We start from the raw sequence: 15,045 nt of genomic DNA, 5'->3' as shown, positions 1-15,045 counted from the left end.
GCCTGAGCCGACGCCATCGCGGGCAAGCCCGCTCCCACAGGGATATACACCGTCCATGTGGGAGCGGGCTTGCCCGCGATAGCGGTCGGTCAGGCGACGCTGCATTAACGGATTCACCACGGTAATCGAGAACCCCATGCCTCAACCGCGTCCTTACAAAGTTGCACTCAACGGCTACGGCCGCATTGGTCGTTGCGTCTTGCGGGCGTTGTTCGAGCGAGGCTCGGCGGCTGGGTTTGAAATTGTCGCGATCAACGATCTGGCTGACATGGCCAGTATTGAATACCTGACACGCTTCGACTCCACCCACGGCCGGTTTCCCGGCGAAGTGAAGGTCGATGGCGATTGTCTGCATATTAATGGCGACTGCGTGAAGGTCCTGCGCAGTGCCACTCCCGAAGGCATCGATTGGGCGTCCCTGGGCGTCGATCTGGTGCTCGAATGTTCCGGTACCTACAACACCCGCGCCGACGGCCAGCGGTTCCTCGACGCCGGCGCACCACGGGTGTTGTTCTCCCAGCCGATGGCCAGCGAGGCCGATGTCGACGCCACCATCGTATTTGGTGTCAACCAGGACTGCCTGACCGGCGCTGAGCTGCTGGTGTCCAACGCGTCCTGCACCACCAACTGTGGTGTGCCGTTGCTGCGCCTGCTGGACCAGGCATTTGGCCTGGACTACGTGTCGATCACCACCATCCACTCGGCGATGAACGACCAGCCGGTGATCGATGCCTATCACCACGAGGACCTGCGCCGCACCCGCTCGGCGTTCCAGTCGGTGATCCCGGTGTCCACTGGTCTGGCGCGTGGCATCGAACGCCTGTTGCCGGAACTTGCCGGGCGAATTCAGGCCAAAGCGGTACGGGTGCCGACGGTGAATGTGTCTTGCCTGGATATCACCATGCAGACAGTGACCGACACCGACGCCACCGAGGTCAACCGGCTCCTGCGCGAGGCCGCCACCAGCGGCCCGCTCAAAGGGTTGCTGGCGTACACCGAACTGCCTCACGCCAGTTGTGATTTTAACCATGACCCACATTCGGCGATTGTCGATGCCAGTCAGACCCGCGTCTCCGGCCCTCGGCTGGTGAACGTCCTGGCCTGGTTCGACAACGAATGGGGTTTTGCCAACCGAATGCTGGATGTTGCAGAACACTATCTGCAAACAGCTATCAAGAAACCTGCTCTCTAACCTGAGCTAACAGGAAGTGCGACCCATGACCGTGTTGAAGATGTCCGACCTCGATCTGCAAGGTAAGCGCGTATTGATCCGCGAAGACCTCAACGTCCCAGTCAAGGACGGTGTAGTCACCAGCGATGCGCGTATCCTGGCTTCGCTGCCGACCATCAAGCTGGCCCTGGAAAAAGGCGCGGCCGTGATGGTCTGCTCGCACCTGGGTCGTCCGACCGAAGGTGAATTCTCGGCCGAGAACAGCCTGGCACCGGTTGCGGCGTACCTGAGCAAGGCGCTGGGTCGTGACGTGCCGCTGGTGGCCGACTACCTGGGCGGCGTCGACGTCAAGGCCGGCGACATCGTGCTGTTTGAAAACGTGCGCTTCAACAAGGGCGAGAAAAAGAACGCCGACGAACTGGCCCAGCAGTACGCCGCCCTGTGCGACGTGTTCGTGATGGACGCCTTCGGCACCGCGCACCGTGCCGAGGGTTCGACCCACGGCGTGGCCAAGTTCGCCAAGGTGGCCGCAGCGGGTCCCCTGCTGGCTGCCGAGCTGGATGCACTGGGCAAGGCCCTGGGTGCCCCGGCCCAGCCAATGGCCGCCATCGTGGCCGGCTCCAAGGTCTCGACCAAGCTGGACGTGCTCAACAGCCTGAGCCAGATCTGCAACCAGTTGATCGTCGGCGGCGGCATCGCCAACACCTTCCTCGCAGCGGCGGGGCACCCGGTCGGCAAGTCCCTGTACGAGCCTGACCTGCTGGACACCGCGCGCGCTATCGCCGGCAAAGTCAGCGTGCCATTGCCGGTCGACGTGGTGGTTGCCAAGGAATTCGCCGAGAGCGCCACGGCCACCGTCAAGCTGATCGCTGATGTGGCCGAAGACGACATGATCCTGGACATCGGCCCACAGACTGCAGCGCATTTCGCTGAGCTGCTGAAGTCGTCGAAGACTATTCTGTGGAACGGTCCAGTGGGCGTGTTTGAATTCGATCAGTTCGGCAACGGTACCAAAGTGCTGGCCCAGGCCATCGCAGACAGCTCGGCGTTCTCCATCGCGGGCGGCGGCGATACCCTGGCGGCCATCGATAAATATGGCGTTGCCGAGCAAATCTCCTACATTTCTACCGGTGGCGGCGCTTTCCTCGAATTCGTCGAAGGCAAGGTGCTGCCGGCCGTAGAAGTCCTGGAAAGCCGGGCCAAGGCCTGAGGCCGCCCGTTGACCAGGCAAAGGAGTGTTCACATGGTCAAGACGTTAGCGACGTTGATCGCCGCGGCAGTGCTGGCCGGCTGTGGGAGTAATCCCAAGGCCGCCAAGGACCCGGACACCGGCGCGCCCGACAAAGGCTGTTACCAGGCCGACTGGCAGGCGGAAACCAACCCGGTGCTCAACAAGCGTTCCGGGCCCGAGGGCCTGGATAAGTACGAGACGCACACTCCGGCCAAGGAACAGGGTTGTCCCTGACCGGTCTGATTCACTAACGCCCAGTGCGGTTGGCGTGTGCCGACCGCCGAGGAAGATGGATGAAAGGCTTGATCGCCGTGGTGTCCCTGGCAGTACTTGCCGGTTGCGCCAGTTTGAACCCGTTTGCATCAGCGCCGGCAGCGTCCGGCACGTGGACCGACTGGGTCTGTGACAGCCAGGCCCAGGTGCACTGGCGCTTCACCGATGCCACGCAGGACACCGTGGAGGTGCGGCTGGGGGATGATCAGGTGCATCGCTTGAAGCTTGAGCCGGCCGGCAGTGGCACGTTGTACAGCGACGACCAACTGGCCTTTCACCTCAAAGGTGAGGAAGGCCTGGTGTACTGGGTTGCCACCAACGATTTGATCGGCCGTGGCTGCAAGGCCAAGTAACACACAACGAATACACGCAGGTCGGCCTTACCCCCGATCAGCAATAACTTGAATAGCAGCCGCCGCTACGGCAGGCTTGCACGATTAACGACCCTAAACCGGGAGAGACACACACAATGGCACTTATCAGCATGCGCCAGATGCTGGACCACGCCGCCGAATTCGGCTACGGCGTTCCAGCTTTCAACGTCAACAACCTTGAGCAGATGCGCGCCATCATGGAAGCCGCTGACAAGACTGACTCCCCGGTGATCGTCCAGGCTTCGGCCGGCGCCCGTAAATACGCTGGCGCGCCATTCCTGCGGCACCTGATCCTGGCGGCGATCGAAGAGTTCCCGCATATCCCGGTGTGCATGCACCAGGACCACGGCACCAGCCCTGACGTTTGCCAGCGCTCGATCCAACTGGGCTTCAGCTCGGTCATGATGGACGGCTCCCTGGGTGAAGACGGCAAGACCCCGACCGACTACGACTACAACGTCCGTGTCACCCAGCAGACCGTAGCCCTGGCCCACGCCTGCGGCGTATCGGTAGAAGGCGAGCTGGGCTGCCTGGGTTCGCTGGAAACCGGCATGGCCGGTGAAGAAGACGGCATCGGCGCCGAAGGCGTGCTGGACCACAGCCAGATGCTGACCGACCCGGAAGAAGCAGCTGACTTCGTCAAGCGCACTCAGGTCGATGCCCTGGCCATCGCCATCGGCACCAGCCACGGCGCCTACAAGTTCACCAAGCCACCTACCGGTGACGTGCTGGCGATCGACCGCATCAAGGAAATCCACAAGCGCATCCCTAACACCCACCTGGTGATGCATGGTTCTTCCTCGGTGCCGCAAGAGTGGCTGGCGATCATCAACCAGTACGGCGGCGACATCAAAGAAACCTACGGCGTACCGGTTGAAGAAATCGTCGAAGGCATCAAGCACGGCGTGCGCAAGGTCAACATCGACACCGACCTGCGCCTGGCATCCACCGGTGCGATGCGTCGCCTGATGGCCACCAACCCGAGCGAGTTCGACCCGCGTAAATTCTTCGGCGCCACCGTGACCGCCATGCGTGACGTGTGCATCGCGCGTTACGAAGCCTTCGGTACTGCCGGCAACGCTTCGAAGATCAAGCCGATCTCCCTGGAAGCGATGTACCAGCGTTACCTCAAAGGTGAGCTGAACGCCAAGGTCAACTAAGCCTTAAGCGTTGTACCACCTGCATTGAAAAAACCCGCCGCAAGGCGGGTTTTTTTGTGCTCGGCGTTGGCTTATTTGTCGACCAGCAGTTTCGGGTTGGAGTTGCCCCACACCGTATACAGGTCGGCCAGCAGCGCGCCGTTGATGTCTTCGACTTCTGCCTGGGCAATCTCGGCGTTGCCCTGCTTGCCGAACAGCACCACCTCATCGCCGCCTTTGACGCTCGGTACGTCGGTAACGTCGACCATCAAGGTATTCATCGAGACTTTGCCGACGACCGGCACACGATGACCGTTGATCAGCACGATGCCTTTGTTGGTGAAGGCACGGCGGTAGCCGTCGGAGTAGCCCACGGTGATGTTGGCCAGCTTCGAGTCACGGGCCAGGGTGAAGGTGCGGTCGTAGCCGACCGTGTTGCCCTTGGGGTAGCTGTTGACCGAGGCGACGTGGGATTTGAACTGCATCACCCGGGTGTATTCGGTATGGGACGGCACGGTGTCGCCGAACAACGCGCCGCCGGGACGGACCATGTCCAGGTGTGACTCGGGCACTTCCAGGGTGGCGAAGGAGTTGGCCGCATGCAGGGTGATCTTGCTGCGGTCCAGTTGGGCCACGCTCATCAGCCATTTGGCTTGCTGGTTGAACGCTTTGAGGCCAGCACGCACGTCGGCGGCGTCTTCGACCGCGAAGTGGGTCATGATCGCCCGCACGTCGAGGTTCGGCACCTTGGTAATGGCGACTGCGTCACGGCGACCCTGGGCGGTGGTCATTTCCACGCCATTGCGGCTCATGCCGCTGGAGTTCAGGCCAATGTGCACCACTAGCGGGCGGCCATGCTGTTCGGCAATCAGGCTGGCTTTGACGGCGAAGTCGAGGTTACCCACCAACTCTTCGACGTTGTAGGGCAGGGCCGCTTCCAGCTCGCTCAGGGCGGCCGTGCGCACGCGGATAAGCTGGCCCTTGAAGCCGCTTTCACGCACCACACGGATTTCTTCGTTGCTGGCAACGCCCACGCACGGCACGCCCATGGCGATCACCGAGGGCATGAGCAGACCAATGCCGTGGCCGTAGGCGTCCGCCTTGAGTACGGCGCAGATTTTTGATTTGTCGGCGAGGGTGGCCTGCAGGGCGCGAATGTTGTTTTCGAACGCGCTCTTGTTGATTTCGACCCAGGCGTTGCTGTCCTGGGCGTGGACCTGGGCCACCCCATCGACCATCGACAAAGGTGGCGCGGCGAAGACCGGGTTGTGCAACAAAACCATGCCCAGAGAGAGTGCGAGAAGGGAGCGAGTAAAGGGCATCGGGTGTGTCTCCATGACGTTCTTGTAGGGGGTGTGGTATTTACGCGGGGCAATACTCAGATTGTCCTACAGAAATGTCGACCCCCTCGACGCGGATCTGTCTGAAAGCGTCGTGGTGCTGCATCTGTCTCCCGTCACCTTGCTGATTCGCCCGTACCACACGCGTTTATTTGTCGTGATCGATGTCCAGCTTGCTGAAGGTCACCTTGCCGCCTTCCTGGCTGTTGCCACTGTTGTCCTGCACATAGACCCCGGCCTTGAAATACAGCGGTTTGTTGCGCCAGGTGGTGCTGATCTGGCTGTCCCACTGGGAGCCGGCGGCGCTGATCCCCAGTGCGCCGCCCGGGCTCAAATGAATCAGGTAGGAGAAGTCGCGGTCGAGCTTGACCCCGCTGGCGATGGTGATCACCCGGCCTTCGGCATCATCCGGGCGCATCCGTACCTTGGCGACGATGTTGCCGGTGGCGGTTGTGGTTTTGTACTGGTACTCGAGTTTTACCAGCGGCTTCTGGCTGTCGTACGCGTGGATCTGGCCGATGACCAGCTTGCCCGAGCTCGGCACCTGGTTAACCGCCAGGGTGGCCCGCAACGAGTTGTCGGCGTCCGGGTAGAGCCAATTGCGCAGGGTGCCGTTACTGAAGGTTTCGCGCAGCTCGGTGCGTGGATAGATCGCGTTTTCAGTGCGGGTTCCGGTGACCGGAGCCCAGAAAAACAGGGTGCCGGTGTTGGAATGGAAATACTGGTTCTTGAAACCACTGACCAGTTTCGGGGTGTCGATGGTAGCCGGGGGAGTGCCAACGGGAACGCTGAGGTTCCAGGTTGCGAGATCGATCATCGTCAAAGAATTCCACGAGTACTGGCTGAAATGGCGCGGGGGAAGCTCTGGCCCGCCCATCTTGGGGGCGGCCTTTATAAGCCCGGGAGGGTGCTTTGTTAAGGCCCGCCTGGCGGTTAATTGGCGCCAGCTAAATGGCGACGTGCCACACGTAGCGGTCTGCGGGGCCTGCAAAGACAGTCCGTTAGTCGGGAGCCGCCTGCTTTGATGCGGTGATGGCGTGTTGATACCTACTGATTGGGCAAATCCCGGTCTAAAGTGAAACACACAACGTTTGTCCGGTTTTTTCGGTAAGCCGTTTCACCCCTCCCCAGAAAGAGAAGCAGCATGGAATGCGCGCAACCCAAGCCAGGTGACGGCCGCTCGGTTCTTTTGATCGTTGATGATTACCCGGAAAACCTGGTCAGCATGCGTGCGTTGCTGCAGCGCCAGGATTGGCAGGTGATGACTGCTGCCTCGGGCCTGGAAGCCCTGAACCTGTTACTCGAACATGAGGTCGACCTGGTACTGCTGGATGTGCAGATGCCGGGCATGGATGGTTTCGAAGTAGCCCGCCTGATGCGCGGCAGCCAACGCACCCAGTTGACCCCGATCATTTTCCTGACTGCTAACGAGCAATCCCCGGACGCCGTGATCAAGGGCTATGCCCATGGCGCGGTGGACTACCTGTTCAAACCGTTCGACCCACAGATACTCAAGCCCAAGGTCCAGGCCCTGCTTGAGCATCAGCGCAGCCGCCGGGCACTGCAGCAGTTGAGCCAGGACCTGGAGGCGGCGCGGGCCTTTAACGCCTCGGTGCTGGAGAATGCCGCTGAAGGCATCCTGGTGGTGGGCGAGGACGGGCGAGTGCGCTTTGCCAACCCGGCGATGTGCCGCTTGCTCAGTGCCAGGGTCGACGAGCTACAGGGGACAGGTTTCATCGACTTTCTGCAAAAGCCGCCGATCACCCTGTGGGCCGGTTCGGACATCCATGCCCACTACCGTCGCGGCGAGACCTGGCGCGCCCATGATGCGATGCTGCGTACCGCGTCCGGGCAGCAAGTGCCAGTGGCGCTGTCGTGTGCGCCGCTGCCGCCTGAGCAGCGGGCGATGGTGGTCACCGTGCTCGACATGTCGGTGGTCTGCCACCTGCATCAGCAACTGGAGTTCCAGGCGGTCACCGATCCGCTGACCGGCCTGCTCAACCGCCGGGGGTTCTACCAGGCTACGGAAAACCTGCTGCTGCGCGGTGAGCGCGCGGGCAGTGTCTGGGTGTTGCTGTACCTGGATCTGGATGGCTTCAAGCGGGTCAATGATTCGTTGGGGCACGACGCCGGCGATCGGGTGCTGCGCTGGGTCGCGGAACAGTTGAAGGCCTGCCTGCGCCCCTTCGATATCCTGGGGCGCATGGGCGGCGATGAGTTCACCGCGCTACTTGACCTCGAGTTCGCCGAGCAAGCGGCGAAAATGGCGGAGAAACTCATAGAGCGGGTGTCGATCTGTCAGCAGATTGACGGGCTGGACGTAGCGCTGGGCGCGAGCATCGGCATCGCCACGTATCCGGATTGCGGCGCCAGCCTCGACGACTTGCTGCGTACCGCCGATATCGCCATGTATGAGGCCAAGCGCGCAGGTCGCCAGCAGTACCGCTTCTACGACCACGACATGAATGGCCGCGCGCGGACCCGCTTGATGCTCGAGGAGAGCGTGCGTTCGGCCATCGAACAGAAGGATTTCAACCTGGTCTACCAGCCTCAGGTTTCGTTGGCCGATGGACGCATACGCGGATTCGAGGCCTTGCTGCGCTGGCAGCATCCCAGTGTCGGCGACGTTTCGCCGGGGCTGTTCTTGCCGCTGCTGGAAGAAGCGCAGCTGATCAGCCGCCTCGGCAGTTGGATCTACCAGAGCAGTGCCCAGCAGCGAAAGGCCTGGGACAAGCTGTTCAGCCAAGACATGGTGCTGGCGGTCAGCCTGAGCAACACCCAGTTCTGCATGCCTAACCTGGCCACTGAGTTGCGGCTGGTGCTGGAGCGCCATCAGTTGCTACCCCGTCAATTGGAGGTGGAAATCACCGAAGAGGCCTTGCTGCATAACCCCGATGAAGCGCGCAAGCAACTGCGCCTGCTGCGCAACCTCGGGGTGCGGGTGGCGCTCGACGACTTTGGCTCGGGGCCTTGTTCGCTGACCCATCTGCGTGATGTCGAACTCGATACCTTGAAGCTGGACCGGCATCTGATCGCCCGGGTCCTGGACTCGCCGCGGGATGCGGCGCTGGTGCGAAACATCATCGAGCTGGCCAGGCAATTCGGCGTGCTGGTGATCGCCGAAGGGGTCGAATCGATTGCCCAGTATCAGTGGCTGCTGGCCAATGGTTGTCCCTTTGCCCAGGGTTGCCTGGTGGCGCGGCCATTGATGGCGGACGAGGTCAGGGACTTTGTGCAGCCGTTCGACTGGAGCGCGGCGAGCGCCTGAATTCGCTACACTGGCGGTCTTTCGTGACTTTTGTTGTTGTCCCATGACCGCGCTCAAATACCTCCAGGCGTATCCCGCCGCCTTGCAACAGCAGGTGCATCAACTGATCGAGCAGGATCGGCTGGGCGCCTACCTGAGCCAACGCTACCCGGACAAGCACGCCGTGCAGAGTGACAAGGCGCTGTACACCTATGCGCTGGAGCTCAAGCAGGAATACCTGCGCAACGCACCGGCGATCGACAAAGTGCTGTTCGACAACCGCCTGGACCTGACCCATCGTGCACTTGGCCTGCATACCGCAATCTCACGGGTGCAGGGCGGCAAGCTCAAGGCCAAGAAAGAAATCCGCATTGCCTCTTTGTTCAAGGATGCCGCGCCGCAGTTCCTCAAGATGATCGTGGTGCATGAGCTTGCGCATTTCAAAGAGTCCGACCACAACAAGGCGTTCTACAAGTTGTGCGAACACATGCTGCCCGGTTACCACCAGTTGGAATTCGATTTGCGGGTTTATCTGACGTGGCGGGACATGCAGTAATCATCACCAGCAGGAGTGTCTGGATGGACGTGAGCAAGACCAAGAGCAGCTTCTACCGCCGCCTGTACGTGGCGTACCTGATCGACAGCGGGCTGGCCAGCAGTGTCCCGGCACTGACCGAAGTCACCGGCATGCCCCGGCGCACGGCCCAGGACACCATTGCCGCCCTGGCGGACCTGGATGTGGTCTGTGAGTTCGAGCAGGAGGAGGGCGCGCGCAACCACGCCGGACGTTACTGCATTCGCGAGTGGGGGGCGATCGATCCGCGCTGGATCGAACAGCATCTGCGCCAGATCAAGGCGGTGTTGGGTTATCCCTGAGTGTTTGCACTGGCAGTGCTGGCGCCTTCGCTGGCCAACCAGCACCTACCCTGCGCAAAGGCCTTCAGGGCCGCCGCATGCCGATATGCGCGATGCCGTCTTCCAGGTATTGCTCACCGGCCACGGCAAACCCATAACGCCCGTAGTACCCCTGCAGATGGGCCTGGGCCGACAGGTAGATCGGAGTCTGCGGCCAGTATTTTTCGGCCTGCTTGAGCGCCTGCGCCATTAGCTCATGACCCAGCCCCTGGCCCCGGGCCTGCGGTGCAATCACCACCCGGCCGAGCACCACGTCACCGCCTTGCGAGGTGGGGTCGAGCAGGCGTAGATAGGCCACCAGTTGATCACCGTCCCAGGCCATCAAGTGGCAGGTGTCGCTGTCCAGGTCCTGGCCATCGACTTCCTGGTAGGCGCACTTCTGTTCGACCACGAACACCTGTGTACGCAACTGCAAAATGGCATAAAGCTGCTCTTTGCCCAGGTCACTGTGGTGTTTGCAAACCCATTCAACTGTCATCTTCGCGTCCTTTGAAAGTCTGGTCCTGATACTAAGCGTCTGGCTTCTGGATGTCTTGCCTGCAGGAAATTCTGTGACAAAGACCAAAATGCCATCATTCATTTCGCGCGGCTTCGTCATCTTTGTGTAATCTGTTTTGAGGCGAATCGCCGAGGCCATGCTCGGCGATTGTTATAGCCTGGGCGGTCGCCGTCAGTCGGTGTACGAGATATCGAGTTCGGCTACAAATACGCTGGGCTTCGCGCCCTCTAAGGATCCCTGGGCATGCCGCGATTGCTTCGAGCCTTCGCCTTGATTGGTCTGCTGTTGCTGAGCCAGAGCGCTGCAGCGGACAAGCTGCGGCTAGTTGCCGATGCCTGGCCGCCCTTCACTGACGCGACGTTGGTCAATGGCGGATTGGCCACCGATATCGTCAGCACCGCGCTGGCGCGGGCCGGTTATGCCAGTGATTTTCAGCAGGTGCCCTGGGCCAGGGCGTTGCTGGGTTTGGGCGAAGGGCGCTACGACGTGCTGGTGAATGCCTGGTACAACGCGGAGCGCACCGAGCTTGGGCAGTATTCGGCCGAATACCTGCTCAATCGCATCCGCTTTCTCAAGCGCAGGGATGCACCCATCGAATACAACAACCTGCAGCAGTTGCACACCTACCCGATTGCGGTTGTACGCGGTTATGCCTATTCCCCGGAGTTCGACGGCGACGCGGCCCTGCAGAAGGTCCCGGTGCACAACTTCGCCATGGCCGTGCGCATGCTGGCGGCTGACCGGGTGCAACTGACGCTGGAGGACGAGTACGTCGCCCGCTATTTCCTGGCGCGCGAATCACCCAAGGTACGCAATTCGGTGGAATTTTTGCCCAGGCCCTTGAGCGAAAACAGCCTGCACATTCTGGTCAGCCTGAAGAACCCGGACCACGCGAAGATAGTCGCCGGGTTCGACCGGGAAATCGCCGAGATGAAGGCCGATGGCAGCTACGACCGGCTGCTCCGCCAGCATGGGATGTGAAACCCTGCGGGGGCTAGCCTGCTAGCGATGGGGCCGCCCCCCACAGTTATCGCTGGCAGGCCGCAAGCGAGTGTGGCGCGTGCAAAATTCGCGAGCACCCCAGAACCACTGTGGGAGCGGGCTTGCCCGCGATGGGGCCTCCACAGGCACCCCGACGATCAATCCTGGCGAGTATCCTTGATCAAATGCGCCGCCAGCGTCCTTAACGGCCCGAGTTGACGGCAGATCAATGCCAGTTGGCTCTGCACCAGGCGCTGGCCTTCATCGATTTCGTCCGGCATTTGCTCAAGCTCCGCGGCCAGGGCTTCTTCGGTGTCACTGTGAATGGCGATCGGCAGTTTGCTTGCCAGGCCCTGGGCGATTTCGTCGATGCTCGCCGCCAGGCTGACGCCGGCACCTTCGATCAGGTGCTCGCGGACTTCATCCGGGAGCTGGGTCTCGCGGTGCGCGCCCAGGCCCGAGAGGTAGCTGAGCAAGGTGTGGGACAGCACCAGGAAGCGGAAGCCGACGTCCGCTTCCTTACGAAAATGCCCAGGCTCCATGAGCATGTTGGCCAGGGTGGTGGACAGGGCGGCATCGGCGTTGTGCGCATTGCGGCGAGCCAGGCGGTAGGCCAGGTCGTCGCGTTTGCCGGCGGCATACTGCTGCATGATTTGGCGCAAGTAGATGCTGTTGCAGGTCAGGGTGTTGGCCAACACCTTGTTCAGCCGACGGCCTTGCCAGTCCGGCAGGAACAGGAACACCGCCAGGCCGGCGATCAGGCTGCCGAGCAAGGTATCGAACAGGCGCGGCAGGAACAGCCCGTAGCCGTCACCGACCTGGTTGAAGCAGAACAGCACCATCACCGTGATTGCCGCCGTGGCCAGGGTGTAGCGGGTGGTGCGGTTGATAAAGAACACCACCCCGGCGGCAATCGCGAAACACGATTGCACCAGTGGATTGGGGAACAGGTCGAACAGCGCCCAGGCCACGGTCAGGCCGATGGCGGTGCCGATGATCCGTTGCCCGAGTTTGCGTCGGGTCGCGCCGTAGTTCGGTTGGCAGACAAACAGCGTGGTGAGGATGATCCAGTAGCCCTGCGAGGGGTGGATCAAATGCACCATGGCGTAGCCGATGGTCAACGCCAGGGGCAGGCGCAGGGCATGCCGGAATAGCAGGGAGGTGGGCGTCAGCTGGGTGCGCAGGCGGACCCAGACATCCTTGAGGTTGCGCGGCGAGCGGTCGAGCAGGCTGCTGTCGGTAGCATCGGCCAGGCTGTCGGGGTTGCTGGCATCGCTGAGCAGGCGGTCGAGAGTGCCAAGGTTGGCGGCCAAGGCGCGCAAGGAGCGCAGCAGGCCGCGCCAGGCTGGATTGCTCTGGATGCGCAGGTGCTCCAGGGACGCATCGAGGTCGCTGAGGGCCTGGGCGAAGCTGGCATCGTAGACGAACGGCTGGCGCATCTGGATCGACTCGGCCAGCGCTCGGCAGGCCTTGCCTTGCTGGCGCAGCAGGCGCTGGCAGCGAAACAGCACGTCGCTGTGGAAGAAGGCGTCGGCCAGGGCGTTGTAGGGGTAGTGCGAGGAACTGGCGCGTTCGTGGATGTCCTGGGCGAGGAAGTACAGCTTCAGGTAACGGCTGACCTTCGACCCCGGCCGGCCATTGCCGACCCGGTGCAGGATGATTTCCTTGGCGGCGTTCAGGGCGGCCACCACTCGGCCGTTCTGCTGCGCCAGTTCGAGGCGCCGGGCTTCGACGTCCATCTGCCGGACCGGTTCGAACAGCGCTGACTTGAGCTTGAGGTAAAACCCCAGCTCGCGGAACAGCCGCGCCAGACTCTGTTGCACTGGCTGGTTGGAAAACAGTGCCTGCCACAGCACCGAGAGCAGGCCGTACCAGGCTGCCCCGGCCACTAGCAGCAACGGCTCGTGCCACAGATCGGTGACCGCGCCGCCGCGCTGGTCAACGCCAATCATGGTGTAGACCGAGAGAATCAAGGTTGCCGAGGCAATCGCCCCATACCGCTCGCCCAGGGCGCCGAGCATGGTCAGGCCGAAACTGGCCAGCGCCAGCGCGCACACGAAGATATAGGGGTAGGGGAATAACAGTTCGACCGAGAACGCCGCGACACTGAAACACACCAGCGTGACCGCCAGCGCATTGAGCCGGCCTTGCCAGCTGTCGTCGGTCTCGGCCAGGGCGCTGGCGATAATTCCCAGGAATAGCGGGATCAGCAGGCCCATCTCATCCTGGTACCAGCACAGCGCCATGCTGCCGGTCAGGGCGATGAACACCCGCACGCTGTAGCTGAATTTATCCAGTGCCCAAAGGCGACGCAGAGACTGACGAAACGAAGTCGATGGCATGAAGTGCGAAGGCCTTCCGGGGCAATGACGCTAAATTGAGCCAGTAATGACGCCGACGCAATGGCGCCGATCACATCTGACAGCAAAATCTGTTCCTTCCCTGGTAAACACGCCCCCCTGTAGGAGCCGAGCTTGCTCGCGATAGCGGTCTAACGGCCAACATCACTGTTGAATGTTAATCCGCTATCGCGAGCAAGCCGCAAGCGGGCACCCGCTCCTACAGGGCCGTGGGGTGTCAGACGTACTGCGCCGCTGCGTAGCCCGAAGCCCAGGCCCACTGGAAGTTGAAGCCGCCCAGGTGGCCGGTGACATCCAGCACTTCGCCGATGAAATATAGCCCCGGGCTTTTCAGCGATTCCATGGTCTTGGAGGACACTTCATGGGTGTCGACACCGCCCAGGGTGACCTCGGCAGTGCGGTAGCCTTCGGTACCGGCCGGTACCAGCTGCCAGCTCGCCAGCTTGTCGGCGATCTCGGCAATTTCAGCGTGGGTGTACTGCTTCATCGGCTTGGAGACGAACCAGTTGTCAGCCAGCAGGTTGGCCATCTTCTTGGTGAAGATCTCGCCAAGCAAGGTTTTCAGCTCGCTGTTCGGCCGTTCGGCTTGCTGTTGTTGCAGCCAGGCCGGTACGTCGTGGTCAGGCATCAGGTTGATTTCAAGCGTGTCGCCGGACTGCCAGAACGAAGAAATCTGCAGGATCGCCGGACCGCTGAGGCCGCGGTGGGTGAACAGGATGTTCTCGCGGAAACTCTGCTCGTTGCAGCTCACCAGGCAGTCCACCGAGGTGCCGGACAACTCGCCGCATAGCTCCTTGAGCTGGTCGGTAATGGTGAACGGCACCAGGCCGGCGCGGGTCGGCAGCAGTTCGTGACCGAACTGGCGGGCGACCTGATAACCGAAGCCCGTGGCACCCAGGGTCGGGATCGACAGGCCGCCGGTGGCGATCACCAGGGACTCGCAAGTCAATTGGCCGAGGGTGGTGTCCAGCAGGTAGCCGCTGGCGAGTTTCTCGATGGTCTGGATCGAGGTGTCCAGGTGCAGGCTGACGCCGGCCTGGTCGCACTCGCTGAGCAGCATCTCGAGGATGTCACTGGACTTGTTATCGCAGAACAGTTGGCCGAGCTTCTTCTCGTGGTACGGCACGCCATGCTTGGCCACCATGCCAATGAAATCCCACTGGGTGTAGCGGGCCAGGGCGGATTTGCAGAAATGCGCATTCTGCGAGAGAAAATTGCTCGGTTCGGTGTACATGTTGGTGAAGTTGCAGCGCCCACCGCCCGACATGAGGATTTTCTTGCCGGCCTTGTTGGCGTGGTCCAGCAACAACACCTTGCGCCCGCGCCCAGCGGCGGTCAGTGCACACATCAACCCTGCGGCGCCAGCGCCAATGATCACGACTTCGGTAGAGCGCAAAACGGTGTCCTCACACAAATTTTTAATTCACCGACAAACCAATGTGGGAGCGGGCTTGCCCGCGATGGGGCTGGCACATCCAACATTGATGTTGTCTGTCAGTCCGCTATCGCGGGCAA

The 15,045-nt window shown here is 61.7% G+C and carries 14 protein-coding genes; 9 read left to right on the top strand and 5 right to left on the bottom strand.

Annotated elements, in window-relative coordinates; all coding sequences use genetic code 11:
• Positions 1 to 136: 136 nt before the first annotated feature.
• The 5 genes from epd to fba all read left to right on the top strand — a co-directional run bounded on the left by epd (position 137) and on the right by fba (position 4,209).
• Positions 137 to 1,192 carry an erythrose-4-phosphate dehydrogenase gene (gene epd, locus PspS04_RS25555; protein WP_159998349.1) on the top strand — a complete coding sequence of 352 codons (1,056 nt, stop codon included), beginning with the start codon at positions 137 to 139 and terminating at the stop codon, positions 1,190 to 1,192.
• A 25-nt stretch (positions 1,193 to 1,217) separates the two neighbouring features.
• Positions 1,218 to 2,381 (top strand): phosphoglycerate kinase, encoded by a 1,164-nt coding sequence (locus PspS04_RS25550; RefSeq protein WP_095164430.1) that lies wholly within the window; start codon positions 1,218 to 1,220, stop codon positions 2,379 to 2,381.
• Positions 2,382 to 2,414: 33 nt separating this feature from the next.
• A complete protein-coding gene (locus PspS04_RS25545; protein WP_095164428.1) occupies positions 2,415 to 2,636 on the top strand; it encodes a hypothetical protein in 222 nt (73 codons plus the stop codon).
• A gap of 59 nt (positions 2,637 to 2,695) precedes the next feature.
• Positions 2,696 to 3,028, top strand: a complete 333-nt coding sequence (locus tag PspS04_RS25540; RefSeq protein ID WP_095164426.1) for an MliC family protein — start codon at positions 2,696 to 2,698, stop codon at positions 3,026 to 3,028.
• A gap of 116 nt (positions 3,029 to 3,144) precedes the next feature.
• Positions 3,145 to 4,209, top strand: a complete 1,065-nt coding sequence (gene fba, locus PspS04_RS25535) for a class II fructose-bisphosphate aldolase (protein ID WP_027617054.1) — start codon at positions 3,145 to 3,147, stop codon at positions 4,207 to 4,209.
• 71 nt (positions 4,210 to 4,280) lie between these two features.
• On the opposite strand, the gene alr is transcribed toward fba, so the two are convergent.
• Positions 4,281 to 5,510, bottom strand: coding sequence for an alanine racemase (alr, locus tag PspS04_RS25530; RefSeq protein ID WP_159998347.1), 1,230 nt, complete (start codon positions 5,508 to 5,510; stop codon positions 4,281 to 4,283).
• 166 nt (positions 5,511 to 5,676) lie between these two features.
• Positions 5,677 to 6,345, bottom strand: coding sequence for a polysaccharide lyase family 7 protein (locus tag PspS04_RS25525; RefSeq protein WP_159998345.1), 669 nt, complete (start codon positions 6,343 to 6,345; stop codon positions 5,677 to 5,679).
• Between the two features lie 327 nt (positions 6,346 to 6,672).
• On the opposite strand from PspS04_RS25525, the gene PspS04_RS25520 reads away from it, so the two are divergent.
• Genes PspS04_RS25520 through PspS04_RS25510 form a run of 3 tightly spaced genes read left to right on the top strand, consistent with a single transcriptional unit; the run spans position 6,673 to position 9,651 of the window.
• A complete protein-coding gene (locus PspS04_RS25520) occupies positions 6,673 to 8,796 on the top strand; it encodes a putative bifunctional diguanylate cyclase/phosphodiesterase (RefSeq protein ID WP_159998343.1) in 2,124 nt (707 codons plus the stop codon).
• 43 nt (positions 8,797 to 8,839) lie between these two features.
• Complete coding sequence (locus PspS04_RS25515) at positions 8,840 to 9,331, top strand: M48 metallopeptidase family protein (protein ID WP_095164418.1); 492 nt, start codon at positions 8,840 to 8,842, stop codon at positions 9,329 to 9,331.
• A 23-nt stretch (positions 9,332 to 9,354) separates the two neighbouring features.
• Positions 9,355 to 9,651: a winged helix-turn-helix domain-containing protein gene (locus PspS04_RS25510; RefSeq protein ID WP_095164416.1), complete on the top strand. Its 297-nt coding sequence runs from the start codon at positions 9,355 to 9,357 to the stop codon at positions 9,649 to 9,651.
• 64 nt (positions 9,652 to 9,715) lie between these two features.
• Here the strand turns inward: PspS04_RS25510 and PspS04_RS25505 are convergent, their stop codons facing one another.
• Entirely contained in the window at positions 9,716 to 10,168 is a 453-nt protein-coding gene (locus PspS04_RS25505; protein ID WP_159998341.1) for a GNAT family N-acetyltransferase, read from the bottom strand.
• A 264-nt stretch (positions 10,169 to 10,432) separates the two neighbouring features.
• On the opposite strand from PspS04_RS25505, the gene PspS04_RS25500 reads away from it, so the two are divergent.
• Positions 10,433 to 11,170, top strand: coding sequence for a substrate-binding periplasmic protein (locus PspS04_RS25500; protein ID WP_159998339.1), 738 nt, complete (start codon positions 10,433 to 10,435; stop codon positions 11,168 to 11,170).
• A gap of 158 nt (positions 11,171 to 11,328) precedes the next feature.
• Here the strand turns inward: PspS04_RS25500 and yccS are convergent, their stop codons facing one another.
• The gene (yccS, locus tag PspS04_RS25495; RefSeq protein ID WP_095164411.1) at positions 11,329 to 13,512 is read right to left on the bottom strand and encodes a YccS family putative transporter; all 2,184 of its coding nucleotides are present in this window, start codon (positions 13,510 to 13,512) and stop codon (positions 11,329 to 11,331) included.
• A gap of 235 nt (positions 13,513 to 13,747) precedes the next feature.
• Positions 13,748 to 14,926, bottom strand: a complete 1,179-nt coding sequence (locus PspS04_RS25490) for an NAD(P)/FAD-dependent oxidoreductase (RefSeq protein WP_095164409.1) — start codon at positions 14,924 to 14,926, stop codon at positions 13,748 to 13,750.
• Positions 14,927 to 15,045 lie beyond the last annotated feature (119 nt).

It is taken from the genome of Pseudomonas sp. S04 (genome assembly GCF_009834545.1).
Taxonomy (GTDB): Bacteria; Pseudomonadota; Gammaproteobacteria; order Pseudomonadales; family Pseudomonadaceae; genus Aquipseudomonas.
This window is presented reverse-complemented; position numbering and strand designations above follow the sequence as displayed.

Bases quoted from the DNA above. Each gene is read 5' to 3' on its own strand.
- PspS04_RS25550 (WP_095164430.1), top strand. From the start codon at position 1,218: ATGACCGTGTTGAAGATGTCCGACCTCGATCTGCAAGGTAAGCGCGTA.
- PspS04_RS25545 (WP_095164428.1), top strand. From the start codon at position 2,415: ATGGTCAAGACGTTAGCGACGTTGATCGCCGCGGCAGTGCTGGCCGGC.
- PspS04_RS25540 (WP_095164426.1), top strand. From the start codon at position 2,696: ATGAAAGGCTTGATCGCCGTGGTGTCCCTGGCAGTACTTGCCGGTTGC.
- fba (WP_027617054.1), top strand. From the start codon at position 3,145: ATGGCACTTATCAGCATGCGCCAGATGCTGGACCACGCCGCCGAATTC.
- PspS04_RS25500 (WP_159998339.1), top strand. From the start codon at position 10,433: ATGCCGCGATTGCTTCGAGCCTTCGCCTTGATTGGTCTGCTGTTGCTG.
- PspS04_RS25510 (WP_095164416.1), top strand. From the start codon at position 9,355: ATGGACGTGAGCAAGACCAAGAGCAGCTTCTACCGCCGCCTGTACGTG.
- alr (WP_159998347.1), bottom strand. From the start codon at position 5,510: ATGCCCTTTACTCGCTCCCTTCTCGCACTCTCTCTGGGCATGGTTTTG.
- yccS (WP_095164411.1), bottom strand. From the start codon at position 13,512: ATGCCATCGACTTCGTTTCGTCAGTCTCTGCGTCGCCTTTGGGCACTG.
- epd (WP_159998349.1), top strand. From the start codon at position 137: ATGCCTCAACCGCGTCCTTACAAAGTTGCACTCAACGGCTACGGCCGC.
- PspS04_RS25520 (WP_159998343.1), top strand. From the start codon at position 6,673: ATGGAATGCGCGCAACCCAAGCCAGGTGACGGCCGCTCGGTTCTTTTG.
- PspS04_RS25515 (WP_095164418.1), top strand. From the start codon at position 8,840: ATGACCGCGCTCAAATACCTCCAGGCGTATCCCGCCGCCTTGCAACAG.
- PspS04_RS25505 (WP_159998341.1), bottom strand. From the start codon at position 10,168: ATGACAGTTGAATGGGTTTGCAAACACCACAGTGACCTGGGCAAAGAG.
- PspS04_RS25525 (WP_159998345.1), bottom strand. From the start codon at position 6,345: ATGATCGATCTCGCAACCTGGAACCTCAGCGTTCCCGTTGGCACTCCC.